General features: G+C 56.3%; 22 protein-coding genes. 6 read left to right on the top strand and 16 right to left on the bottom strand.

The genetic code is table 11. The features are described from left to right. The first annotated feature begins 53 nt into the window (after window positions 1–53). Both LA5095_RS07230 and hutC read left to right on the top strand, forming a co-directional pair. A complete protein-coding gene (locus LA5095_RS07230) occupies window positions 54–1,433 on the top strand; it encodes a formimidoylglutamate deiminase (protein WP_055113471.1) in 1,380 nt (459 codons plus the stop codon). Window positions 1,434–1,442: 9 nt separating this feature from the next. Beyond that, on the top strand, window positions 1,443–2,144 hold the full coding sequence (hutC, locus tag LA5095_RS07225; protein ID WP_055113468.1) for a histidine utilization transcriptional repressor HutC: 702 nt from the start codon (window positions 1,443–1,445) through the stop codon (window positions 2,142–2,144). A gap of 448 nt (window positions 2,145–2,592) precedes the next feature. On the opposite strand, the gene LA5095_RS07220 is transcribed toward hutC, so the two are convergent. The 8 genes from LA5095_RS07220 to LA5095_RS07180 all read right to left on the bottom strand — a co-directional run bounded on the left by LA5095_RS07220 (window position 2,593) and on the right by LA5095_RS07180 (window position 10,852). Continuing rightward, complete coding sequence (locus LA5095_RS07220; protein ID WP_055113466.1) at window positions 2,593–3,135, bottom strand: TlpA family protein disulfide reductase; 543 nt, start codon at window positions 3,133–3,135, stop codon at window positions 2,593–2,595. 208 nt (window positions 3,136–3,343) lie between these two features. Continuing rightward, complete coding sequence (locus tag LA5095_RS07210; protein WP_055113462.1) at window positions 3,344–4,813, bottom strand: mannitol dehydrogenase family protein; 1,470 nt, start codon at window positions 4,811–4,813, stop codon at window positions 3,344–3,346. A gap of 3 nt (window positions 4,814–4,816) precedes the next feature. Continuing rightward, complete coding sequence (locus LA5095_RS07205; protein WP_306359374.1) at window positions 4,817–5,590, bottom strand: L-iditol 2-dehydrogenase; 774 nt, start codon at window positions 5,588–5,590, stop codon at window positions 4,817–4,819. After that, entirely contained in the window at window positions 5,587–6,591 is a 1,005-nt protein-coding gene (locus LA5095_RS07200) for an ABC transporter ATP-binding protein (protein WP_055113457.1), read from the bottom strand. Before LA5095_RS07200 ends, LA5095_RS07205 begins: the two co-directional genes overlap by 4 nt. A gap of 11 nt (window positions 6,592–6,602) precedes the next feature. Continuing rightward, window positions 6,603–7,433, bottom strand: coding sequence for a carbohydrate ABC transporter permease (locus LA5095_RS07195; RefSeq protein ID WP_055113456.1), 831 nt, complete (start codon window positions 7,431–7,433; stop codon window positions 6,603–6,605). Between the two features lie 12 nt (window positions 7,434–7,445). Further along, entirely contained in the window at window positions 7,446–8,312 is an 867-nt protein-coding gene (locus LA5095_RS07190; RefSeq protein WP_055113453.1) for a carbohydrate ABC transporter permease, read from the bottom strand. A gap of 118 nt (window positions 8,313–8,430) precedes the next feature. Then, window positions 8,431–9,735 (bottom strand): ABC transporter substrate-binding protein, encoded by a 1,305-nt coding sequence (locus tag LA5095_RS07185; RefSeq protein WP_055113451.1) that lies wholly within the window; start codon window positions 9,733–9,735, stop codon window positions 8,431–8,433. Window positions 9,736–9,820: 85 nt separating this feature from the next. After that, window positions 9,821–10,852: a LacI family DNA-binding transcriptional regulator gene (locus LA5095_RS07180; protein WP_055114243.1), complete on the bottom strand. Its 1,032-nt coding sequence runs from the start codon at window positions 10,850–10,852 to the stop codon at window positions 9,821–9,823. Between the two features lie 197 nt (window positions 10,853–11,049). Between LA5095_RS07180 and LA5095_RS32330 the strand changes: the two genes are divergently transcribed. Further along, entirely contained in the window at window positions 11,050–11,229 is a 180-nt protein-coding gene (locus LA5095_RS32330) for a hypothetical protein (RefSeq protein WP_144435923.1), read from the top strand. Window positions 11,230–11,360: 131 nt separating this feature from the next. Here LA5095_RS32330 and LA5095_RS07170 read toward each other — a convergent pair whose 3' ends face one another. Genes LA5095_RS07170 through LA5095_RS07150 form a run of 5 tightly spaced genes read right to left on the bottom strand, consistent with a single transcriptional unit; the run spans window position 11,361 to window position 17,584 of the window. Next, a complete protein-coding gene (locus LA5095_RS07170; RefSeq protein WP_055113447.1) occupies window positions 11,361–12,029 on the bottom strand; it encodes a DUF1523 family protein in 669 nt (222 codons plus the stop codon). Then, the gene (locus LA5095_RS07165) at window positions 12,029–13,408 is read right to left on the bottom strand and encodes a DUF6638 family protein (protein WP_055113445.1); all 1,380 of its coding nucleotides are present in this window, start codon (window positions 13,406–13,408) and stop codon (window positions 12,029–12,031) included. Before LA5095_RS07165 ends, LA5095_RS07170 begins: the two co-directional genes overlap by 1 nt. Further along, entirely contained in the window at window positions 13,405–15,354 is a 1,950-nt protein-coding gene (locus LA5095_RS07160; protein WP_055113444.1) for an ATP-binding protein, read from the bottom strand. The genes LA5095_RS07165 and LA5095_RS07160 overlap by 4 nt, the downstream gene beginning before the upstream one ends. A 9-nt stretch (window positions 15,355–15,363) precedes the next feature. After that, the gene (locus LA5095_RS07155; protein WP_055113443.1) at window positions 15,364–16,497 is read right to left on the bottom strand and encodes a hypothetical protein; all 1,134 of its coding nucleotides are present in this window, start codon (window positions 16,495–16,497) and stop codon (window positions 15,364–15,366) included. 10 nt (window positions 16,498–16,507) lie between these two features. Further along, window positions 16,508–17,584, bottom strand: coding sequence for a coiled-coil domain-containing protein (locus LA5095_RS07150; protein ID WP_055113440.1), 1,077 nt, complete (start codon window positions 17,582–17,584; stop codon window positions 16,508–16,510). A 359-nt stretch (window positions 17,585–17,943) separates the two neighbouring features. Between LA5095_RS07150 and LA5095_RS07145 the strand changes: the two genes are divergently transcribed. After that, on the top strand, window positions 17,944–18,354 hold the full coding sequence (locus LA5095_RS07145; RefSeq protein ID WP_029064833.1) for a hypothetical protein: 411 nt from the start codon (window positions 17,944–17,946) through the stop codon (window positions 18,352–18,354). Window positions 18,355–18,478: 124 nt separating this feature from the next. Then, window positions 18,479–20,269, top strand: a complete 1,791-nt coding sequence (locus tag LA5095_RS07140; protein ID WP_055113436.1) for a vWA domain-containing protein — start codon at window positions 18,479–18,481, stop codon at window positions 20,267–20,269. Window positions 20,270–20,337: 68 nt separating this feature from the next. On the opposite strand, the gene LA5095_RS07135 is transcribed toward LA5095_RS07140, so the two are convergent. From LA5095_RS07135 to LA5095_RS07125, 3 genes are all read right to left on the bottom strand, one after another. Further along, window positions 20,338–21,135: a hypothetical protein gene (locus LA5095_RS07135; protein WP_144435924.1), complete on the bottom strand. Its 798-nt coding sequence runs from the start codon at window positions 21,133–21,135 to the stop codon at window positions 20,338–20,340. A 135-nt stretch (window positions 21,136–21,270) separates the two neighbouring features. Further along, a complete protein-coding gene (locus tag LA5095_RS07130) occupies window positions 21,271–21,936 on the bottom strand; it encodes an SH3 domain-containing protein (RefSeq protein WP_055113432.1) in 666 nt (221 codons plus the stop codon). 90 nt (window positions 21,937–22,026) lie between these two features. Beyond that, entirely contained in the window at window positions 22,027–22,680 is a 654-nt protein-coding gene (locus LA5095_RS07125) for a response regulator (protein ID WP_055113430.1), read from the bottom strand. A gap of 53 nt (window positions 22,681–22,733) precedes the next feature. On the opposite strand from LA5095_RS07125, the gene LA5095_RS07120 reads away from it, so the two are divergent. Next, window positions 22,734–24,731: a sensor histidine kinase gene (locus tag LA5095_RS07120; protein ID WP_055113428.1), complete on the top strand. Its 1,998-nt coding sequence runs from the start codon at window positions 22,734–22,736 to the stop codon at window positions 24,729–24,731. The last annotated feature ends 61 nt before the right edge of the window (window positions 24,732–24,792 follow it).

The raw sequence follows: 24,792 nt of genomic DNA, 5'->3' as shown, positions 1-24,792 counted from the left end.
GTTATAAGATAATATGCATGCACATATTAATGTGTCAACGAAGGAAGCACAGTATGTCGGCAGTCCCTGGAGCAGGTGTTTTTGCGCAGAAGGCACTTTTGCCCGATGGATGGGCGGAAAATGTCGCCGTAACTGTTTCAGACGAAGGAAGAATAATTTCGGTCGAGCGAGATGCCGAACCTTCCGGACAAACCGTTGGTATTCTGCTTCCAGCGCCCGTGAACCTGCACAGCCATGCGTTTCAGCGTGCGATGGCCGGCATGAGCGAGCGACGAGGGCAGAACGCGCGCGACAGTTTCTGGACCTGGCGCCAAATCATGTTCCGATTCCTTGATACCCTGACGCCGGAGGATGTCGAGGCGATTTCCGCCTTCGTTCAAATGGAAATGCTTGAGGCCGGCTATGCCGCTGTCGGCGAGTTCCACTATCTCCATCACCAACCTGGCGGCACACCTTATGAAAACCTTGCCGAGCTGTCCGAACGCATCATCTGCGCAGCGTCCGAAACAGGGATCGGATTGACCCATCTGCCGGTGCTTTATCAGTATGGCGGCTGTGACAAACGCGGACTTGCCGCGGGACAGATCCGCTTCGGAAACGATTTCGACCGATTTGCAAAGCTTCGCGAGAAATCCGAAACGGCGATCAAATCGCTGCCGGATGACGCGGTTCTCGGGGTTGCGCCGCATTCCCTGCGCGCGGTCGACGAAGAAGGCCTCAGGGATGCGGTAGCCCTGGCTGGCCAGAGACCGGTTCACATGCACCTTGCCGAGCAGGTTGCCGAAGTGGAAGAGGTGCAGGAAGTCAGGGGCAAACGGCCTGTTGAATGGCTATTGGAAAACCAGGACGTTTCTCAAAACTGGTGCCTGATCCATTGCACGCAGATGACGCCTCGCGAAACCACTGATCTGGCGAAATCGGGAGCTGTTGCCGGTCTCTGCCCGATAACAGAGTCGAGTCTCGGCGATGGTATCTTCGACGGTGTCCGCTTTTTGCAGAATGATGGCCGGTTCGGTGTTGGATCTGATTCAAATATCCGCATCTCTCTTTCAGAGGAACTCCGGACACTTGAGTATTCCCAACGCTTGCGGGACAAGTGCCGGGCATCGGTTGCAACGCCAGAAAAATCCACCGGACGCATTCTTTTCGACGGAGCCGTTGCAGGCGGTGCGCAGGCTGCCGGGCGGTTGTCGGGAATGATCTCCACGGGTTGTCTTGCCGATTTCCTTGCCCTTGACGCGAACGCGATCGATCTTGAAGGACGCGACGGTGATGAAATTCTGGATACCTACATTTTCGCTGGCGATGACCGACTCGTTTCCGATGTCTGGTCTGCCGGGCGGCATGTTGTTCGAGACGGAAAACATGTAAAAGGCAACGCTATCCGCGCGAAATACCGGGCTACGATGGCGTCGCTGCGAGACAGAATGTAAGGAAATGACTTGACGCTGACGGACACGAATTCCTGGACAGGTATCCGTGAAGTGCTGCTGCGCCGGATACACAACCGGATCTGGCAACCGGGGGAGCTGATACCTCACGAAGCCGATCTGGCAGAGGAATTCGGTTGCGCCCGCACCACCGTAAACCGCGCCCTGCGGGACCTGGCTGAGAGCGGTCTTGTCATCAGGAAGCGCCGCGCAGGAACGCGGGTCGCCATCAATCCGCCCCAGCGGGCGACGTTGACCATTCCGATCATCCGGGAAGAAGTGGAGTCGCTTGGCCGGTCCTATCGGCATTCGGTTCTGGAACGGAACCTTCGGGCCTTGCCACCCATGCTGCATGGCGCTTTTCAGGTGTCGCTGAGCGAAGACGTTCTGTTTCTCAAGACGCTGCACTTTTCTGACGAGCGTCCCTATGCGTTCGAAGAGCGTCATATCAATCTCGACGCGGCCCCCGATGCGCGCGATTTGGCATTCAACGAGATCAGCGCCAACGAGTGGCTGGTTCACAATGCGCCCTACACGCACGGAGACCTGTCATTTTTCGCCGTGAATGCCGATGAAACCCTTTGCCGCAAGCTGGACGCAACAACGGGAATGGCCCTGTTTGCGATGGAACGCATAACCTGGGCGGGCGAAATGCCGATTACCCATGTGCGACTGATCTTCGCGCCCGGATATCGGATGCGGACGGAAATCTAGCGGACCACCTTGTCGTCAGATCAGTCTGACCGTTTGCCTGCTCGCATGTCGGATTGCGCTGACCGGGCAATGCGGTCATGACGTTGACTGCAACCGGTCTCCAGGCAGTCCTTACTAATACCAAGCTCAAGAAACAAGAACCTATCTGATGGCGCTGTTCCGGTTTGCCGGCAAGGCGCTTTGTGCAGGACGGCCGGGTTGGCCGCTCAAACAAGGCAACGCCGTCCGGAGAGCCGGAACAGGCCACCGAAGGCCAAGTTTAAAGGCTGTTCTGCCGCGTCGCAGGTTTTGGACGATAACCCATATCGCCCTACAACCTGCTTCTTGCCGAACAGCCTTCAAACCCGGTCAGATCGGTTCTTATTTCTTGAGCTTGGTATAAGGAGACAGGATCAGCAACAACATCAACAAAACAAGCTGGCGCCAGGCTTCAGAATCCCGGCTGATTTCAGGTTGTCCCGCCAACGGCTCTGATCCCGGAAACCATTTCCGGTGCATCCCAGACCCGTTCACCGATTGCGCCCAAGGCAACCTTGCCCTGCGGATCGATAATGTAGGTTACCGGCAAGCCGCGCAAAAACCACTTGGCCGGCATTTCCTTGTCGTTGTCGAGGAGAATGGACATGCCATCATGTTCGATTTCACCGAGGAACGCCTCGATCTTGTCCTGCCTGTCGCCGATGTTTACGGCCAGAACGGCGTAGTCATCGGTGCCGAGCTGCTGACCGAGGCGGGCCAGTGTCGGCATTTCCTTCCGGCAAGGCGGACACCAGGTAGCCCAGAAGGAAACAACCACCGTCTTGCCGCGGTAATCTTCAAGTTGATGGACCTTGCCGGCAAGGTCAGGGATGTTGAGTTCCGCGTCGACAGTGAAGGCCGGTTCTGCCAGGCCAAGGCTACGGAAATCGGTCTCCTGTGCAAAGGCGGGAGTGCCCGCGACTGCTACTGCAGCACTTCCCACCAGTATTTCCCGTCGGTTCAACCTGATCATGTCGGCACCCTGCGTTTGAATTGGCAACTCTCCAATGGCGATGCGTTTTCCAGAACGCCTCGCCGCCGGTTGCCTCACAGGTAATCCGTCCGGGCGCGATCGCAACTACACGGATTTTCAAATTCAGGCGATGGGAGCACGTCTTCAAGGCCTTCCTGTCGAAAATGCCTTTCGATCAGGATGATATGATGTGCGAATTCGAAGGCTCTTACGGCCCGGAAACATAATCGGCAAGCGTGTCGGTGACCCCAAGCCTCTGCAGTTTATCGGCGGCTTTTTCAAACTCCGCGAGAAAAACCGTATTGGTGGCAAGCGGACCGAAGAGTTCGGGCCAGACTGTCGCCGTACTGTCAGAAAATGCACTCTTTGCCCACGCTTTGAGGCTGTCGGCATTTTCGTCCTCAAGCAGGATTTCCCGTCCAGCCTCATCGCTGCCAAGGCAATACCGGCACCACAGTGCGGTTTCCAGCGCCAGACCGCTAATGTTCAGGCTGTTGTCCAGCCGATCCAGGATCACCGGAAGGATGAATTTCGGCTGCCGGTTCGATCCGTCCAGACACAGCCGTGAAATCGTGTCACCGACCGCCGCGTTCGAAAACCGATCCATGACCGTTGCCAGATAGGTCTGAAAGCTGACCCCCGGAATTTCGGGAACAGTGGGCAGGATTTCTTCCGATTCGAGTTTGTTCAGATAGGCTCGGATGAGCGGGTCGGTCATGGCCTCATGAACAAAATGGTGGCCGCGCAAGGCACCGACATAGGCAATCGCCGCGTGACCGCCGTTCAAGATTCGCAATTTCATGAGCTCGTAGGGTGCGACATCGCTCACGAATTCGACGCCAACCTTTTCCAGAGCGGGCCGGCCGGATGGAAAATTGTCTTCCAGAACCCATTGCCTGAACGGTTCGCAGACGACAGGAGCGGCATCTTCTATGTCGAAGGTTTCGCGGATGAGAGCTCTTTCGCGCTCTCCCGTCGCAGGTGTGATGCAATCCACCATGCCGCTCGGAAAAGCCACGTTTTCTTCGATCCAGTCAGCTTGTTTAGCCGAAACGGCTCGCGCATAGCCAACAACTGCCTGTCTTGCCATGAGGCCGTTTTCCGGCAGATTGTCACAGGACATGACCGTAAATGGGGCCATTTGCGTGGCTCTTCTTCGAGCGAGTGCAGCATAAAGCACGCCGAAGACTGTCGATGGTTTCTCCGGATTTTCAAGATCCGCCAGTATTTCTGGATGCGATACATCGAAGCCGCCGGTGGTCGGATCGACAAAATATCCGCCTTCCGTAATGGTCAGCGATACGATCCGGATGTCTGGTTGACAAAGTCTGTCGATCAGGGCGGGTGGATCAACGTCGACAAAGTCGATCATCGATGCGCATACCTGAGCGCTCAAGCCTCCCGGATCAAGTTCGACGACGGTGGTGAGCCAGTCCTGCGGATGCAGGCGGTCACGCATTGCCCTGTCGTAAGGCATGAGACCTGCACCCACGATCGCCCAGTCGAGGCCTTCACCGCGTTCGAACAATCGGTTCAAGTAAACAGCCTGATGCGCGCGGTGGAAGTTTCCGACCCCGATATGCAGGATGCCGGCGGATAGGGTCGACCGGTCGAAAGCCGGAGTTGCAATGGTGTCCGGAAGGGTGGAGAGCACAGTCATGTCCAGTTTTTTTGTCATTGGTCAGCTCATCCAGTTGCCACCGTCGACATTGTAGGTCTGGGCCAGGATGTAGTCGGCATCTGCAGAAGCCAGGAACACGGCCATGCCAGTCAGGTCTTCTGCGGTTCCCATGCGTCCGAAGGGGACTGAATCGCCCACGGCTGCCTTTTTCTCGCCCGGTTCGAGCCCTTCGTACTTTGCAAAAAGGGCGTCTACTCCGTCCCAGTGTTCGCCGTCGACGACACCCGGTGCGATGGCATTGACGTTGATGCCATGCTGAATGAGATTGAGACCCGCCGATTGCGTGAGGCTGATGACAGCGGCCTTGGTCGCACAATAGATGCCAACCAATGCCTCACCCCTGCGACCCGCCTGGCTGGCCATGTTGATGATCTTGCCACCCTTGCCACGCCTGATCATCGATTTCGCTGCCGCCTGCATCATGAACAGGGTACCGGCAACATTGATTTCGAAAAGACGCTGGTAACTCTCGCGGGTGATTTCAACAATGGGAGCCAGGTCAAACAGGGCGGCGTTGTTGACCAGAATGTCGAGACCGCCTTGTTGCTCCTCAACGGTGGCAACGACACGGTCGATCGAGGCCTGATCCGTGACGTCGAGGTGTACCGCATACGCGGCGGGTCCGATTTCGGCGGCCGTTGCCTGCGCCCGCACCAGATCGATATCCGCTATGGCAACCGTCGCGCCCTCACGGATGTACCGTTCGGCAAAAGCCTTCCCGATACCGCGGGCAGAGCCGGTGATCAAAGCAGATTTCCCCTCAAGGCGCATCACGCAATCCTTAAACCCTGATTGTCGAAACGATGGATCTTCTCGGGATCCGGCGTCAGGTGGATCATGTCTCCGTGCCTGAAGGAAACCTCGCCGCTGGAGCGTACGGTGACAGGGTCTTCGATGCCTTCCACGTCGACATAAAGAAAGGTGTCGGAGCCGAGATGTTCCGAAACGCCGACCTTACCCTTCCACTTGCCGTCTGTCGGGGAGACGGAAATGTGTTCCGGTCGGACGCCGATGGTCGTCGCATCGTACTCGGACGAGAAGGCGCCCATCATGAAGTTCATTTTCGGTGACCCGATGAAGCCCGCAACAAACCGGTTGCGGGGCGTGTGGTAAAGCTCCAGCGGTGACCCGACCTGCTCGATGATGCCTGCCTGCAGCACCACGATCTTGTCGGCCATGGTCATGGCCTCGACCTGATCGTGGGTGACGTAAATCATCGTGGTCTCGAGCGTCTGGTGAAGCTCGGAAATTTCCAGGCGCATATTGACGCGCAAGGCTGCGTCGAGGTTGGAAAGCGGCTCGTCGAACAAAAAGGCGGCGGGTTCGCGAACAATTGCCCGGCCGATCGCAACCCTTTGGCGCTGGCCGCCGGAAAGCTGGCCAGGCCGCCGTTCCAGATAGTCCGTCAGGTTGAGCACGCTGGCGGCCGACTCGACCTTCTTGTCCTGCTCTGCCTTGTCGAGACCGGCCATTCTGAGCGGAAAGGCAATGTTCTTGCGCACAGACATATGCGGATAGAGCGCATAGGACTGGAACACCATCGCGAGACCGCGCTTGGCCGGGGGCACTTCCGTGGCATCCCTGCCATCGATGCTGATTTCTCCGCTGGAAGTGTCTTCCAGTCCGGCAATCAGGCGCAGGAGGGTGGACTTGCCGCAGCCGGATGGCCCGACAAAGACAACGAACTCACCATCTTCGATCTGAAGATCCAGCGGCGGAATCACCTGGACGTCGCCGAAGCTCTTGGTGATCTGTTTCAGTGTGATCTGACCCATGTCGGGAACTCCTATTTGACCGCGCCGAATGTCAGGCCGCGCACAAGTTGTTTCTGGCTGAACCACCCAAGAATTAGGATGGGGGCAATCGCCATGGTCGAGGCAGCGCTCAGCTTGGCGTAAAACAGGCCTTCCGGGCTGGAATAACTGGCGATGAAGGCGGTGAGGGGCGCGGCTTTCGCTGCCGTCAGGTTCAAAGTCCAGAACGCCTCGTTCCACGCAAGAATGATGTTGAGAAGCAGCGTCGACGCAATTCCCGGAATGGCCATTGGCGTCAGGATGTAGAGGATCTCCTCCTTCAGCGTCGCACCATCCATGCGGGCTGCCTCCAGGATCTCCCCCGGAATTTCCTTGAAATAGGTGTAGAGCATCCAGACAATGATCGGCAGGTTGATCAGCATGAGCACGATCGTCAGGCCGACGCGGGTGTCCAGCAGACCAAGCTCGATGAACACGAGATAGATCGGGTAGAGCACGCCGACTGCCGGCAACATCTTGGTCGACAGCATCCACATGAGTATGTCCTTCGTGCGTTTGGAAGGCACAAAAGCCATCGACCATGCCGCAGGGACCGCGATAATCAGGCCGAGTACCGTGGAACCACCGGCGATGATCACCGAGTTCCAGAGATAGCGCATGTAGTTGGAGCGCTCCTGAACGACAGCGTAGTTCTCCAATGTCCAGTCGAAGAAAAAGAACAGTGGTGGATCGTTGATCGCCTGAGCTTCCGTCTTGAAGCTGGTCAGGATCGTCCAGAGGATCGGGAAGAAGATCAAGAGACCTATCGCCCAGGCGGCTAGGGTATTGATCGTCTTGCGGCGGGTGGTAACAGAGCGAGCCATTTCTTTCCCTCCTCAAGTGTCCAGGTTTTTGCCGACGATGCGCATCAGGAAGATGGCAACGATATTGGCAAGAATGATTGCGTAGACACCGCCGGCCGATCCGAGGCCAACATTCTGGCTTTCCAGAACTCGCTGGTAGATCAGGTAGGTCAGGGTCCGGGTGCCGAAGGCGCCGCTGGTCGTCACGAAGATTTCCGCGAAGATCGCCAGCAGGAAGATCGTCTGAATCAGAACGACAATGGTGATGGCGCGCGACAGGTGCGGCAGAATGATAAAGGCGAAACGTGAGAGCGGCGGCGCGCCATCCATTTCGGCGGCTTCCAGCTGTTCGCTGTCGAGGGACTGGATCGCTGTCAGCAGGATCAACGTGGCGAACGGTAACCATTGCCAGGAAACGATCAGGATGATCGAAAACAGCGACAGGTCACTCAACCATTCGATCGGCTGTGCTCCGAAGGCCTTCCACAGATGTGCAAACAGACCGTTCACGGGATCCATGAACATGTTCTTCCAGACGAGTGCGGAAACAGTCGGCATGACGAAGAACGGCGCGATTACGAGTATGCGGACAATGCCCTGGCCCCACATGGGCTGATCCAGAAGGATCGACAGCAGCACACCGAATATGATCGTGATCAGCAGGACACCGCCGACAATGATCAATGTCGTTTGAACGCTTGGCCAGAAGGCGCTTGACGAAACGAACCGGACGTAGTTGTCGAAACCCACCCATCCGAGATCACCACCGCGTAGGGGCAGATATTTCTTGAACGAGAATATCAGGGTCATCGTGAGCGGGATAAGCATCCAGCCGAGCAGCAGAATGACTGCGGGAGCCATCATGAAGCGGGCTGCGGAACGGGAGTGCTGGGTTGCCATGGACACACCTTCTCTGTTGACGGCAGCGAAACTACCGCGGCGAACTGGGCGATGGGGTGCAGGTTAACAAAAAGGGAGGGCGGAGTTATTCCGCCCTCCCAGTCGGGGGAGGATTCCCTTAGTAGCCGGCGGCTTCCATTTCCTCGGCGGTATTCGCCTGGGCTTTGGCAAGCGCTTCGTCAACGGTCTGTTGTCCAGCAACCATTGCGGAGAATTCCTGTCCGGCAGCGGTGCCGATACCTGCCCATTCCGGGATCGCGACATACTGGATGCCGACATAGGGGACTGGCTTGACAGTCGGGCTGTCCGGATTGGCGGCGTTGATGCTTTCCAGCGTCATCGCGGCAAACGGAACTTTCTGGTACTCGGGATTCTGGTAGAGAGAGGTCCGAGCGCCCGGGGGCACGTTGGCCCAGCCTTCTTTCGAAGCAACCAGTTCAATGTAGTCCTTGGACGTTGCCCATTCGATGAACTGCTTGGCAGCTGCTTCTTTCTGGGTTCCGGCCGGAATTGCCAGCGCCCAGGCCCAGAGCCAGTTTGAACGCTTGTCGACACCCTCTTTGTTGGGTGCAAGCGCAAAACCGACCTTGTCGGCAACCGTGGAGTCGTCCGGGTTGGTTACAAAGGACGCAGCAACGGTTGCGTCAATCCACATGCCGCACTTGCCCTGCTGGAAAAGTGCCAGGTTTTCGTTGAACCCGTTGGTGGATGCGCCCGGAGGGCCGTAGGTCGTCAGGAGATTGTTGTAAAAGCTGACTGCTTCTTTCCACTCCGGTGTGTCGAGCTGCGGCTTCCAGTTCTCATCGAACCAACGTGCGCCGAAGGAATTGGCGACCGTGGTGATGAACGCCATGTTCTCACCCCAGCCGGCCTTGCCCCGGAGGCAGATGCCGTAGATCTCGTTGTCCTTGTCGGTCATTCCCTTGGCGGCAGCCTCGACATCACTCCATGTCGGTGCGTCAGGCATCGTCAGACCAGCTTTTTCCATCAGGTCCGTGCGATACATGATCATCGAGGATTCGCCGTAGAACGGGGCCGCATACAGGCTGCCGTCATGGCTGAGGCCGGCGCGCATCGCAGGCAAAATGTCGTCTGCGTCATAGCTTGCCGGCAAGTCGTCCAGCGACACGAGCCATTCATTGCCAGCCCAGATCGGCGTTTCGTACATGCCGATCGTCAGGACGTCGAACTGTCCGCCCTTTGCGGCGATGTCCTGAGTGACGCGCTGACGCAGAACGTTTTCCTCAAGAGTGACCCATTCAACGTCGTGACCGGTCTTCTTGGTGAAATCTTCCGTCAGACCCTGCATCCGGATCATGTCGCCGTTGTTAACGGTTGCGATGGTGATCGTTTCGGCGAAAGCGCCTGTGGTGGTAATCAAAGTAAGTGCTGTGACCGCACATAATGCGTTCTTCAAAGACATCCTATGTCCTCCCTGGCTTGGATGTTGACCAGAGCCTGAGCCAAAAATTATCTGGCGTCAAGAGAAAATTTGCGCGCGTAAAATTTTAAGCTGACGCGCGCAGTATAAGTCGCGCTGCGAAAAGGGTTTCCTGGCGATCATTGAATGTGCCTCCGGCCTCGATAAGTTCGTTGAGCGTGCTGAAGGCATGGTTGGCAACTGAGTCATAGTCATGTGCGGCGGTGGTCAGAGAAGGGCAGGTAAACCGGGAGAACGGATGATCATCATGCGAGGCGACACGAAGAGCGCAGCCTTCGCCGCGGCCGACCCTGAAGCCCATTTCGTAGCAGGCAGACAAGAGGCCGATCGCGAGCCGGTCGTTGCTGCACAGTATTGTGTTCGTCGGGAAACCGCGAACTTCAAGGATACGCAATGCCCCTTGATGGCCGATCTCCTCGAAAGACCAGCCTTCACCTTCGACCTTTACGACGTGTGGCTCCAACCCCAGTTGGTCCATGGTCTCCAGATACGCCGCCCGGCGTTTGTTTGCATTCGGATTCGCCGGCGTCGTCATCTCGAAAAAACAGGGAGGTTCACCTGAACGCGTCAGATATTCAACAGTCTGAGAGACGAAGCTGAAATTGTCCGAGCCGACAAACGCTTCCCCGATGCCTTCGAGATTGCTGTCGAACAGAACAGTTGGAACATCCCTGCAAAACTTTTCGATTGAACCACGGTCCGAAGCCCGGCCCAAGGGGGCGAGAAGGACGCCGGCCGGCTTCAGGGATCGCAAACTGCTGAGAATGTCGTTTTCCAGACTTTGCTGGCCGTGGGAGCTGAACAGAATTGGCCAATAACCGGCATCGATGCATCGGCGTTCGATATTTCGGGCAATTTCTGCGAAGAAGGGATCGGCAAGATAGGGCACCACAACGCCAATATTCTTTGTGAGGCGCCGATTCTGGTTGATTGCGAAAATATTCGGCCGAAAATCGTACCGTTCCAGAGCTTGTTCAATGCGGTCACGTGTCGTCTGGCGAACACTTTCCGGGTCATTGAAGTATTTCGAAACAGTCGGCCTGGAGATGCCGCTTACCGAGGCGAATTCTTCCATGTTCTTGATTTTTCGATCTGCCATAATTCGCCTTGGCGTTCTGCCCTGTCTGTTTCGCTTGCAGTTCGCAACGTTCTCTCCATCAGGAAAGAGCAAAACTTTCCGCGTGTAAAATTTTTTATTTACAATAGAAACTTTGTGCCGGACTGGTCAAGAAGCATCGTCATCAAATCAATCGCCACTTTGTTGTTGATCGTTTTCGAGGGATCCGGAACAGCAGATTGGCCGAACAGGCAATAGGCAATCGGGAAACCGGCCGCCGTGATACGGACGGCCTTGCCGATCCGTTCGGCGTTGCGAGTCAATTTGGAAAAACAAAGGCGACGACGTTTCGTCAATTGGGCCGACATGCCGACGCACTGGTGTTGGCATGGCCACAAACCTGCGGCTTGGCGTTTTGACCTGACCGGCGCGGCCCTGTCCCCGATTGTTGCTTTCAAAGGTGCCGCAGACGGCGCTATGTGCTGCCCGAGTTGATTTTCTGTGCGCGGGTTCCCCGGGATGACATGGTTTCCTGAGGGCGTGAGAACCGTCAGCCGAACCAGCGCTTGAACCAGCGACGAAAACCACTCGTCGCGGCGGTCGCATGTTTTTCTGCGCGCACGCGCGCCTGTTCCGCGTTGTCACCGACATCATCGATGAACTCGTCAATATTCTCGACAACCGGATCGATGCGTCTGCGCTTGAAGGCTTGAACCGCCCGGAATATGAGATAGGCGATCAGCGCAAGAATCGTGAAGAATGCGATGTTGAACCAGGGGATCAGGATGGCATTGGGTCCCGCGACTTCCTGAATACTGATTATGTTCGGGAAGATCGTGAACAGTTGTATGCGCCAGCCATAGTGGGTTATGGCAACCCAGACTTCTCCCTGTTTTTTCGCCAAGTCCTGTGCCTGGGCAGTCACGTTACTGCTGTTGAACTTGAAATAGGGCGGCCAGCTCCACTCCGTGTCTTCGTTTCTGTAGACCCGAGGTTCACCGCTCGGCCAGACAGCGTTGATGAAACGAACGTCGCGTGTCCAGTTCGGGTTCGTGCCGGCGTCGGGTGCAGCCCAGAACAACGACGACGAGCCGATATCCATCCGTTTTACGTCAGTCCCAACGATGCGGACGACATCGCGCCCCGGCAGCGTGTACTGCGCAAACAGAAGCACAACCAGAACAAGCGGAATGCCGACGATCCACTTAACATACTTCATCAGTCGTCGTCCTCGTCGTCGTCGTCATCTTCATCGTCGTCTCTGGGAATGGCACCCCAGGGCCCCATGTTTTGTTCGGTGCGGAAGTTGTTGTCCTCGTCTTCACCACTCATGCCGGGTTCGGGGCCGAACAGCTCGGTGCGCGTTCCGACCTTGTCCACGACATATTCCTCGGAGAGGAACCGTGCGGCGAAAGTCTTCTTTGCATCGCTCCAGGACTGGTACTGGGTGTAAAACGAATCCTTGTTGCAAATGAAAAGCTGCCTGAAGTCCAACGGAGTCAGCTCCGACAACAGCATGTTGACAAGCTGTTTGTCTGCATGGTGCCGGGACCGGAGCAGATAAAAGAAGGCCGGGTCTTCAGGCGTGATCCTGGGTAGCCTCTCTCCCTTGACCAACTGTCGAACCACCCGCTCCAGATCGTGGTATTCGTCCGGGAGATCCCTGTGGTGTTTTCGCTTCAGGGCACGCAGGTCCCGCCGGGAAACGTCTGAGAGATCCTCACCCCTGGTCGCCGCCGTGTCTATTACAATGAAGTCGAGCTTTTGCCTGAGAATACTCTCGGCACGTCTTTTGTCAGCCTCAAAAACAGGCTCGACCAGTTTGTTTCTGGACAGGAAAGAGGCAATTTCACGCCGGTTCTGCAGCGTCAGGATATGTTTGACAGGAAGGTCATCAGCCTCCAGATGCTGCCTCGAAATGCAGGCAGTTCTCTTCACATTCCGGAAAACATAAAGGCCACCATAGTGGCTGGTGTAAAAGTTTCCCTGCTCGAAGCTTTGCGGTTGAAGGGCTATGGGGGTGCGGATGATATCGCCGGTATGTTTGGACAACTCGACCATCTCGGCGATCAGGACATCATCCCACCACCCGTCCGGTTCGGTCATGAACCGTTGGATCTTGTCCGTCAGTTCGTCCCCGGCTTCAACATGTCCACCAACCGTGTCGGCTTCCACATCGATCGTCCGGATATCGAACAGGTCGAGCGGGGTTCTGATTGAAAAGATCGTGTTGACCAGTTCGCCGACGACGGCGTCGCGGATGGAAAGAGCAAAAAGCTGCTCTTCGTTGTCTTCAATGAAGCGCCTGAGGATCGACCGTGATGTCGAAAAATGTGCGTTCAGCAGCGGCGCGGTCTTCTGAGCCACATTGAGCAGGATGAACTGCCTGTTGCAGCCGTTCGGGTTGAGATAAAGCGGGTCGTCAAACTCGTCGCCGATCTCGGGAGAAAACCCCGAAATGTCGATATGGAACTCTTTGAGGTCAGTCTGCTTGCCGGTCAGATGTTCGAGCGCACGATTGTAGCGGCCCACCATGGAAGGCGAAGAGACCTCCACAAGGTTTCCGTACATCAGCCCGTGTCTCACCAGTCGCATCATGAGCGTGACAATTCCATGTAACGGCGTTTTGCCTCTTCCATGCGCTGCATTTCCCGAACCGCGTTTTCAATCGCGACCTCGTCGGACTTGTCGGCATACCGGAATTCGCTGTCAGCGTAGCGATTGATTTCCTGGATCACCATCTCGACGGTAATCGGCCGGGCGAGTTCTGCAATCATCGACTTCTTGGTTTCATAGTCCTTGAACAGGAAGAGATCCGGATTTTCCATCCACTCGTCCGGCAGTTCGAAGTCCATCGCCCGGACCTTGACGGCGTCGGTAATGTTCTTGATCGCACGTCCCGTAAAGCGTTCGTCCGCATCCTGGATGGCCTTCAGATAAACACCGAGCCTTGCGATCGTGTCGAGGGCACCGACCTCGGCATTGACCCGGTCGAAGACACGCACCAGGGCATCTTCTTTCGGTCGCGCATGGCTTTCATAGGAAGCGGCAACCGCTTTCTGGATCACCTGCGCCTCGAAGAGGTCATGATCGCCAACAGGGATCGAGTGGTTCTTTCCCATCAGCAGATAAAGAATGTCGATATAGTCTTCCCGCGATTGCGGACCGTCGACGAGGAATCTGGCTCCCGCGCGCTGACGCAGAGCGTCGTCGACATTTTCGGGATAGTTGGAAAACATGCCGAAAGTACAATTGCCGCGCACGACTGTGTTCGCACCGGCGAAGCTTTCCATAAGGACCGCGGTGATTTCAAGTTGTCCGGCAGAGGACTGCCGGTCGCCGCGTTTGCCGGCAAGCTGATCTATATCGTCAATCGTGCCGAAGCCGATGACGTTCGGGTCGGTGACGGTCTTGATGAAGGCCTTGGCGTTCTGGGCGGATTTGCCCTGATAGCTGTCAATGCTCTCGGTGGAAAGGTTCTGGTACCGGAAGGCAGATCCGGCGTTGGAACAATAATCGTTGATCAGGCCGGCCATCATCTGGATCAGTGTCGTTTTGCCGGTTCCGGGTTTGCCGTCGCCCATGAAGGTGAAGATAAAGCCGCCAAGTTCCGCGAAGGGGTTCAGCTTGCGATCAAAATCATAAGCCATCAGCATCTTGGAGAGCTTCATTGCCTGATATTTGGCAATGTGGTTGCCGACAACCTCTTCGGGTTTCTTGAACGCCATGGTCAGAGCCGTGGAGCGGGCCCTGGCCGCCGGCGTAAAGCCGGTGATCTCGAAGTTGTCCTCTTCAACCCTGTACCGGGCTTCCGAAAAGGGTTGCAGCAGCGCGAGGCCCTCTGCGCGGAGGGTCACCTTCTCCATCAGCTGTTCGCAAAACGAGGTGACGAGAGCAAGAAGCTGAGTATCGGTTTCGACGGACGAGGTGGAAATCTCCTGATCAAGCTCCCAAAGCGTGCCGTGAAGCGCGAGCTGGTCGTTGTCGAGAAGGATTTCCTCCACGTCACCACACTGGATTTCGCTTTCCTCAGTCTCCGCGGAAAGGCCCGTGACAAGGTAATCCGTCATGTTGGCAAACACATGCAGCGAGATCAGCGCCGAGGCCGACAACAGTTGCTGAAACCTGTCCTTTTGCGATGCATCGAGCGTTCCCGCCAGGTTGCTGCGTTTCAGATCGGATAGCCCTGTCTGTTCCGCGAACTGGTCGGACATGACCTGGGCGACCGACAAGGCTCTGCGCAATGCTCTCAAGATGCCCGCCTGGAGGGGCGTTGTCAGTGCGTCGTCATCGCTTTCCAGTATGCGTGCGGACAACTGCACGCCTTCGGGACGCGCAGTCGACCGGGTGACGAGGCCGGGCGTTGTCGAGCGAAAGCGCCGTCTGGTGCCGAGGCCTGGAGAGCGTTCCTGGACGGTGCCGGGGTCACGTTTTGCAGCAATGCGGGGCGTGTGGTCAAACCCTGAAAGCATGGCTTCCGCGCTCTTGTATTTTTCGCGGATCTTGTCTTCTTTCAGTTCCATGAGGTCGTTGGAAAGGGTCACGCTGGAAACCTATTTGTAGCTGAGAATCTTGCCGCTCGGACTGACGGCATATTTGCGAATATTGGCCAATCCGGGCGGGTTCAGTTCCTCCAGGACCTGATAAGGCCGCTGCGGGAGGATAAGCGAGCGCTGCCGGTGCGTATGTCCTGCCGCTTCGTTCGTGTCGTCACCTGCGGCAGCAAACGGATCCAGATCATAGATTTGCCGCTCGACAGACGAAAAGAAACCGGTCGATTCCTGCTCGGTTCCGCTCGCCACCAGGGTTTCGGTTGTCCAGGCAAGGGCCCAGTCTTCCCCGGGCTTCTGGCCCGCCTGGGCCAGGACCTCGCGCAACGGGCCGGATTGCTGTGTGAAAGTGTGGCTGTACATCGGGCCGACGTAAAACCGACGGAGCCGTTTGGGATGCAGGTCGGCGAAGTCGTGATCGAAACCGCGCGCGATTGTCAGGAGTTTCAGACCGGCAGAAGACTGGGCAGTCAGATGACCCTGTACACGGGGCCAGCGGCGTTCGTCCTTGGCCAGTGGTCGCTTGCCGCTGTCTTCCAGATCCATCACATAGATCAGCGGTATGTTCTGCAAACTGTCATAGACAGCCCAGTGAATGCGATACTTCCTGCGCGCTTCGGTGACGTTTCCGGTCCAGGCAAGACGCGGATCATTGCGTGCCCAAAAAAGTGTCGCAGTATTCAGCTGTTCGTAATATTGCCGTTCGGAGGCTGCGAATTGCAGGTTCACCGGAGCAGTTTGCTCGCGCAGGATATGGTTCACCATGGCGACCTTCAGATCGCGCATGACGGGCAGGGACCTCAGGTGGTTTTCCGCCTGCATGGCATCATTGGCCATTTCAAGCAGCTCCTGATAAATCGGGAAGCCACTATCCTGCCGGTCGATGCTCAGGAGGTTCGGCATCTTGTCCGATACGCGGCCCGCCAGAAGATATTTGTAGGACAGGGCCGTGAAGGTTCCTGAGAGCGCCTCGAGATATTGTTTCAGGATCGGGATCTCGGAGAAAAGTGCCGTGTTTTCCGACACGACACTGTCCGCAACACCCTGGAGATGCGTAATGATGCGCTCAAATTTGGCGAAGTAGCGCCGGGTTTCGTGCGCTTCCTCGAGTACTCTGTGATCGAGTGTCAGGTCCAACGTTCAGACCTCAGGCTCCGTAGGCATTCTTGTCGTGCTTCTCGACAATCTGCTGGAACCGCCGTGCAAACCGTTCATCCGACTTCGCCTTCTCTTCAAGTACCTTGCGCGCAAAGACCATGTGGTCTTCGTGAGCCTCCATCATGTCGGCCATGCGCTGGTTTGTGGCAGAGCCGATGGCGGCCATAGCCGACTGGGCTTCCTTGTCGGTGGCAACGCCAATCTCGTTGATCTTGTGGGCGACGTCTTGCTGCTGCGCAGTTTTCAGAGACTTCACCAAGGCGTCATAGAGCACGACGCGCTGCTTCGTGTCCGTCTGCAACTTGTTGATCAGCACCATCTGAGTGGCTGCCTGGTTCTGGAGGCTGTCGACCCAGGTCTTGCCTTTTTCGACGTAGCGTTCGAGCGTCTGGCTTTCGGCAAGCTTGACCTGTTCTTCCTGTGCAAGCCGGTTGTACTCGGAATTCAGTTCGGCGAGTTCCGATTCAAGCTTGGTGCGGGCCGCGGCATCTGTTTCGACGGAAATCTTGTTCTCCAGGGCGATGATCTTCGGATCCATGCCCAAAAGTTCTTTCTTGATGCTCTCAAGAACGGCGACGGTCTGCTCGCGCTGGTTAAGCGTTTCGCTCAGATTGCCTTCCACGCGTTTGCTGTGATCGTTCAGAGTGTTCAGCTGATCCTGAAGCAGTTGCCCGATGACATCTGATTTGGCGATCAGGTCTTGCAGCTTGTCATCAATACTTGCCGTCCGCATGCGTTCCTGCCGAATGCTGTCGGACCTTGCCTTGGAGAATATTCCGATGAACGATTCCCAACCGGTTTTCGAGCGCATGGCGTCGAAATCCTTGGAAAAATTGGCGGTGACGTCGTCGAGACCCATGATGAGTTCAGCAATATTGGACCCCATGAGCTCGGTGTGGGCGTGGACGTCATCCAGCGTGGCATTCTCGATATCGATTGAAATATCCTGTCCTGAATCCAGCTTCGTTCGGGCGGTTTCGATCTTGGATGTGAGCTCGTCGATCTTTTGCTTCGCAGCTGCAACTTCCTTTTTGGATTTCTCAATCTGAGCGCTGAAATCTGCCATGTGCCCCTTCCCGAATATCTAAGAATATTTCAGTTTCTATGTAGCAACTCTGTGTAGAAATACAATTACAAAGCGGGAACCAAGGCCAGACAACCCCGGAAGTCATTGTTAACCAAGCGCGCGCGCATTACCGCGTTTTGCCGGTTCTGCCGCCGGTGCGTGCGAAGACTTGCACGCGCGTTACAAGTCACCGGGAAACACGGGATTTGTCCTTGATCCTGAGCCCTGGTTTTGGCTGCCGCGTCGTCGAATGGGGTATCGACCCCATACAGGGCAGACGCTTCTGCTGTCACCTTTCCATCATCGACATTTCGATGAGCCCGCTCTGAAGGAGCGCATTTTTGGAAAGGATTGAAAAGATGAAAACTATTGCAAAAACCGCCGCTGCCGCCGCCGTCGTCGCTCTGGGGGGAATTGCCTCGCTGACCGGTGTCCACGAAGCACACGCCGGCTTCGATATCTGCAAAAAAGTCAAGATCACCGTCAAGAACAGCACCGGAGCACCGGTCAAGCTTTTCGATCTGGACTATTACGATTATGGCTCGAACCGCAAGCGCTCCGAGAACATCTCCAACCGTGTCATTCCAAATGGCGGCTCCTACAGCTGGAAGCGCAATCTGGAAGGCGTGAACAATGCAAAGACTTATGTCCGGGCTCAATACACGCGGCTGAAATCGAATGGCCGTTGGGACCAGGGGCGCTATTGGTGGTCCAATTCCGGCACGTCCGTCTGCTCACGGGGCAAGAGTTTCCGGATCGTGCTGCGCTGATTTCCCTGCCATCTGAAACACCGCACCAGCAGGGGGTGCGGGTTTCAAACCACATACACCAGTTGAACCCGAGAGGACTACGCCTTCGGGCCGTGTCCTTCGGAGGTTCGGAAGGACTATTATCATGCTCCTGAGCAAACATCTCTCCAAAACAGTTTTGATCAGTTCGGCTTCCATTGTGACACTGGCCATGGTCGCCATCGCCGCACAGACTGTCGATTGGGCCGAATTGGGCGAAAGCCTCTCAAATCGTCAGGAAACCGTCGACGCTCGGATTTCAGAGGTGGAGCCAACCCCGGGCCCGCAGGAAAATCGGCAGGATGCGGTATTGCCGTTACCGGTGCCCAAACAACCTCTTCCGGCAGAACCACGTGCGAATTCAAAGGTTTCCAGCTCCGGTGGGGGTTTGTTGTCGCTCCACTCCTCAGTCCCGTCGAGTGCACGCACAGCCAGGCTGACAGCATCTGCCGACGGGGTGCGGCCCATTGCCCGGATGCCGGACCGCGAACGTTTTGCCAGCGCCGATCCCAATCCGCTGCGACAAACGGCTCTGGATCCGGTTTCGACATTTTCAATTGACGTCGATACCGCATCCTATTCCTTTGTCCGGGCGAACCTGAATGATGGACGCTTGCCTGGTCCCGACGCGGTCCGGGTCGAAGAAATGGTCAATTACTTCGACTACGAGTATCGCGTCCCGGATGGACGCGATGTGCCGTTTCAGACAAGCGTTTCCGTTGTCGAAACTCCATGGAACAAAGACACCAAGCTGATGCAGGTCGGCATACAGGGATACAAGGTTCCCCTTGCCGATCTCCCACCCCAGAATCTGGTGTTTCTGATCGATACGTCCGGCTCCATGGCGGATGCCAACAAGTTGCCTTTGCTGCAGCAGTCCTTCCGCCTCCTTTTGTCATCGCTGCGCGATGAAGACGAAGTCGCGATCGTGACTTATGCAGGAAGTGCCGGAGTGTTGCTCAAGCCGACGAAAGTGTCGGACAAGTCCTCCATTCTCGAAAAAATCAATGCGCTTACTTCGGGAGGGTCGACCGCAGGGCATGCCGGCCTGAAAGGTGCCTACGAGCTCGCAGACGAAATGACCGGAGATGGCGAACAGACGCGGGTTATTCTGGCAACCGATGGTGACTTCAATGTCGGTCTTTCAGACACCGAAAGCCTCAAACGCTTTGTCACAGAAAAGAGAAAGCAGGGAACCGCTCTTTCCGTCCTGGGATTTGGTCGCGGCAACTACAATGACGAACTGATGCAAACACTTGCGCAAAACGGCCAGGGTGTCGCCGCGTATATCGATACGTTGTCGGAAGCGCGCAAGGTCCTGGTGGATCAGGTTGTCAGTTCGATTTCCATGATTGCCCAGGATGTGAAAATACAGGTGGAATTCAACCCGGCCACGGTCGCTGAATACCGTCTCATCGGCTATGAAACCAGGGCGTTGAAAACCGAAGACTTCAAGAACGATAAAGTCGACGCTGGTGATATCGGTGCCGGGCACAATGTGACCGCGCTGTACGAGATCACGTCGGTTGATTCTCCTGCACGGAAATTCTCCGATCTTCGGTACGAAAACGAACACGAAGCCGAAAAACCCGTCAAGGGGTCTTACCAGGGTGAACTTGCCTACGTGAAGCTTCGCTACAAGATGCCTGGAGACGAGAACAGTCAGCTGATCGAAACGGCGGTTACAGCCAGCTCCAGCGACATTCCCGAGAAAGAAACTCTGTTTGCCGCATCGGTTGCTTCCTTCGGGCAAATGCTTAAGGGCAGCGATTATCTCGGTGACTGGACGTTTGAGGCAGTCGAAGACCTTGCGCGTGAAACCAGGGGTGAGGACCGCTTCGGTTACCGGTCTGAGTTCCTGACACTTGTCAGGCTTGCGCAGGTCGCGGAGCGCTGACTGGATAACTATAATCAAACACCGCCGGCGGGTTTTGCGACCTGCCGGCGGTTTATTGCTTTTCCCGGCTATCTGTCCCTGATCCAGTCCAGTGTGACCTGGGTGCCGTCAGCGTCGTTCAGATCCAGCCGGTTGGAAAGGATCAGGGACAACGCCCCGATATCGTTCGTTTTCCAAAGATAAAGCGTATGGCGGGTCGGTTCGAAGCGCGCGCAGGTCGTGGCACCGATATCTGCGATATACCTCGGTGGACCGTTTCGGCGAATATCAAAGGCTTTTGGTCCGCTGGCATCTTCCGGATTGTTCAGGCAGACAGCAACGAGACGCGAGCTGATTTCTTCGCTGAATCCAGGTCGGGGAGACGGAGTTTCCAACACTGGCGCGGGTTGAGAGGGAGCGGGTTCGAGCGTCTCGCTTTCCATTGCGGTATCTGCGGCAAGGCCGCTTGCTTGCGGCGCACCTCCTGCGTACAAGCCCGCGCCCTGGGTTTTCTCGACCGCTCGTGCGTCTTGTTCGTTCGCATCCGGCTTCGACAAGGGGGCCGGTGCCGGTTTCGCTGATGGTGGCGCAGTGACTGCGTCTTGCGGCATTATCCGTCCGGAACTTGCCTGTCCTCTCGTGCGCGCCTCCTGTCGGGCAGAGCTGTCTGCAGCCAATTGTTTCGTTACACGCGGCAAACTTTTGCTTCGCGATACGCTCACTGTGTTCTTGCGTGCGACAGGCAAAGGTTCGGAAACGCTCTGAGGGGCCTCCAAAAACTTCGCCATCGTCTCTTGCGTTGGTACGCCACCCATCTGGAAGCGGACAAGATCGTTGTCACCACTTTCCAGAAAGGTCGGCTGCGGTGTATCGCTTGCGACAGACAATCCGCATGTTCCAACGGTTGCAAGGCCTCCAAGAACAAGGCCAAGCACGACGTTTGCGTTTTTGTTTGAAGTGCGTCGCATACTGTGGCGAACTTTTCTGGTCTGTCAGGAAACCTGGGTTGCGTGCTGTTTGGTTCAGTTTTCAGAAGCAAGATAACGGGTATTTACCCAACCGGAAATCCTTCCTGAGCGGATCTGACACCAGCTGCCTTCGCAGATGTCGAAAAGTTCGACCGTGCATGTGTCGGCGGCAAGAGAACCTACGACCGGGTGCCGTGTTCCCGGTCCCGAACGTAGATTCAGCGTATCGTCTGCGGCTACCTTGACGCACATGGCGGCCGCGACCGATTCGACTTCGGGCGCCAGAATTCTCTCGCTCGGGGGTGGACTCTGGCAATAGCCGTCGATGTTCCAGCCACGTGCGCAAAGCGGTTTGACGGACATTGACAAAAGCTCCCATCGGTCATCCTGCAACGGAATGACGAAGCCGCGGTAATGCTCTCCGGACAGGCTGTCATCGAGGTAACCGGTCAGCACAATGTTCACGGCATAGCCGCCGTCTTCCTTTCGAATGCTCAATTGCATTCCGCTACTGCCTTCATCTCGTTCCGGGTGACCTTTCAAGAAGGGCAGCACCACGTCGATCATGTCGTCTGCAGTCGCAACGCCGGGGGCTACGCGAATTTCCCGAAAGCCCTCATCGTCGGTAACCGATTGTGCCTGCACTTGCGCGGCGGCGAGCAACGCGGCAAAGGCCAAGCCCTTGGCAATGACGCGTTTCATTGTTTTGATGGCAGGCATGAAGCAAATCCTTGTGTCAGACTGTTTCAGCAATGATCTCGTTTCCAAGCTGCCGGCACCATGGGGCAGATCCCCCAGTCTGCAGCTGTCCTATAGTTCCTTGGACGGATCGATCAGTCCTTCCTTCAGAGCACGGGCAATCAGTTGCGGCACGGAATGAACCTTCAGCTTCTGCATCAGGCTGGTGCGGTGCTTGTCAACGGTCTTGATGCTGATCCCGAAACCTTCCGCGATTTCCTTGTTCGATCTTCCCGACAGGATCATGTTGAGCGTCTGACGCTCCCTGTCGGTCAGAACCGGCGGTCTCGGCGTTTCTTCCAGGATCTTCTGAAAGTGTTCCGAGATGTGACGTTGGCCACGCAGGATACCCGGCAGTTTCCTGTAAAATTCGGAGTTGTCCGACGCCTTGGAAAAGAGGCCGTCAACACCGGCTTCTACAAGATCCGATACGAGACCCACTGCGGAGATGCCGGTCAACACGACGACCCTGGTTTCCTTCGACCATCGCCGAGCTTCCACCAGAACTTCGACACCGCCTGCCATGGGCATTGAAACGTCCAGCAGCAAAAGATCAGGTCGGTGTTTGCGCACTTCGGCGATTGCGCTCAAGCCGTCGCCTGCTTCCGCCAGCACACAAATGCCGTCAGGCTCTATCAAACCCGGTTTTTCCAGTGCATCTTTCAGGCCGGCCCGAACAATTGCATGATCGTCTGCGATAATTGCATTGTATCTTTGTTCGTTCACGACCCGGTATCCTGGAATTGCAATATGGATAACCCTTACATGCCTTTTGGGAAATGACCAGTTTGCTTCGTCTTGGTTTCAGTCTTCTTTTTTGTCTGATGATGCTGGCCGGCAGCCGGGCGGAGACTGTTTTCCTCGAACCAGGGCGCGGCGCTGCTGATCTGAAGGCGAGTCTGACCTATCACGCCGATCCTTCGAAGTCGCTTGGCGAGGTTCTGAAGTTGTATCGGGCAGGGGGATTCGGACGCGATCTGGATACGACCATGCTGGAATGGAATTATGCTCCCGAAGCATGGGCAGGTGTGGAAATCTTCAACGACACGATTGATGACGGTCGCGGGTCCGATCCGTTCGTACTCGTGGTCGATCTTCCCCTCGTCAGTGAAGTGGATGCCTATCTCATCAGGGAAAGCGGTTTTACGGAGGGCCTGATCAACTATTCGATCTTTGAGCCTTTCGTCGGTGAAGATCACTCCGTCACACGGCTCAGAACACCGGTTGTCGAGATCGCACCGCAGGAAACCGTCACATTGCTGGTGAACTTCAAGTTCGGTCCGTTTCAGTCCTTTCGCATGGCGCTTGAAACACCGGCCGAACTTGAACGATCCGCTTTCACCTCCGGCATAACGCACACGGCCTTTTATGCCTTTTGTATATCCAGCCTTGTATTTTTCTTCGGTTTTCACCTGGCCATGAAAAACTGGATCGGGATGCTTTACGCCATTCAGTTCAGTATCGGCCTTGCCCTGATCGCCTATATTGACGGCATCTGGTTCCGTTTCTTTTACCCGGACAGCCCTGGGCTGCAGTCTGCCGTGGGCTTCTTCCTGCTCTTTGCGCTTTCCGGTATCGGGTTTGTCATTTGCGGCCGGTCCGTCAGGACCGAGGCCGGAGAAACACGATTCTCCATTGCGCTAACCTTGCTCAGCCTGGTTTCCGTATTCGGATATGGCGTTTCGTTTTATTCGCCAGGACCCTACACGGCATTGTTCAGTTATGTACTGCTGGTCGTGATGTTTGCGGCAATGTTCGTTGCAAGCGGGATCTGGCGGAGAAACAATGGAGAGATCCACGTCACGAGCACGCTGATTTCGATCGTGGGGTTTTTGCTTGGTGTGGTGCTTGTTGTGCTTCTGGTCGCAGGAAGCCGTGCCGAAATCATTCCGGTCTCGACCGCCGTCAAAGGCGTCTTCTCGGTTCTTCTTGTTGCCACGATGACCGGTCTGACGGCGCATATCATCAATCTTCGCAGACAGCACTCCAAGGCCGTGCAGGCAGAACTTTCCGCACTCGAGGCCGAGGCCAGGCGCAGCCAGGAGCTGCTGGTCGCCGAGCGGAACTACTCGCGCTCCCGGGAGCTTGCAAGCCTGCGCCAAAGGCAACTTGCGACGGCTTCACACGATCTCAAGCAACCGATCATGTCACTGCGGATGAATGTCGACAGTCTTGCTACCAACATGGATCCGGAGGTTCGTGGCCGGTTGAAGGAAGCCTTCGACTATATCGAGGCACTGTCCAATGATTATCTGCGCCAGACCACGCCCGAAGCGCCGGGGCCGAGCGAAGAAGAGGGGGCAACAGAAGAGGACCGTGTGGAAGGCACGTCCAGTTCCGCCGCCGAGATCTATGAGATTTCCCTTGTCCTCGACACCGTGTTTCAGATGTTCAACGAGGAAGCAGTTTCCAAAGGTGTCGATCTCAGGCGTGTTCCGTCCAGCAAACGGGTCGTGGTTCCGCCGCTCATCGTGATGCGGATCGTCAGCAACCTTGTCTCGAATGCGGTGAAGTATACCGAGGCCGGGAAGGTCCTCTTCGGGGTTCGGGCTCAGGGGAACATGCTGAATCTGTGCGTGCTCGATACCGGTGCGGGAATGGATGCCGGGGAGATTGCGGAATATGCCGAAGCCTATCGGAAGGGAGACAATTCCGAGGGCCACGGTCTGGGGCTGTCCGTGTGCTATGAACTTTCGCGTGACAACGGCATGCAGCTTTCCTGCGCCTCGGAGAAGAACAAGGGCACACTGTTCGTTCTGACCATTCCGATGGCGTAATGAGGGACGGTCCAGGTTATCCGGAGCTTTCGACCGGCAAACAAACCAGATGCATCCGGCT

It is taken from the genome of Roseibium album (assembly GCF_001404515.1).
Lineage (GTDB): Bacteria > Pseudomonadota > Alphaproteobacteria > Rhizobiales > Stappiaceae > Roseibium > Roseibium album.
The sequence above is the reverse complement of the archived record's forward strand: the minus strand, read 5'-3'. Positions and strand labels throughout refer to the sequence as shown.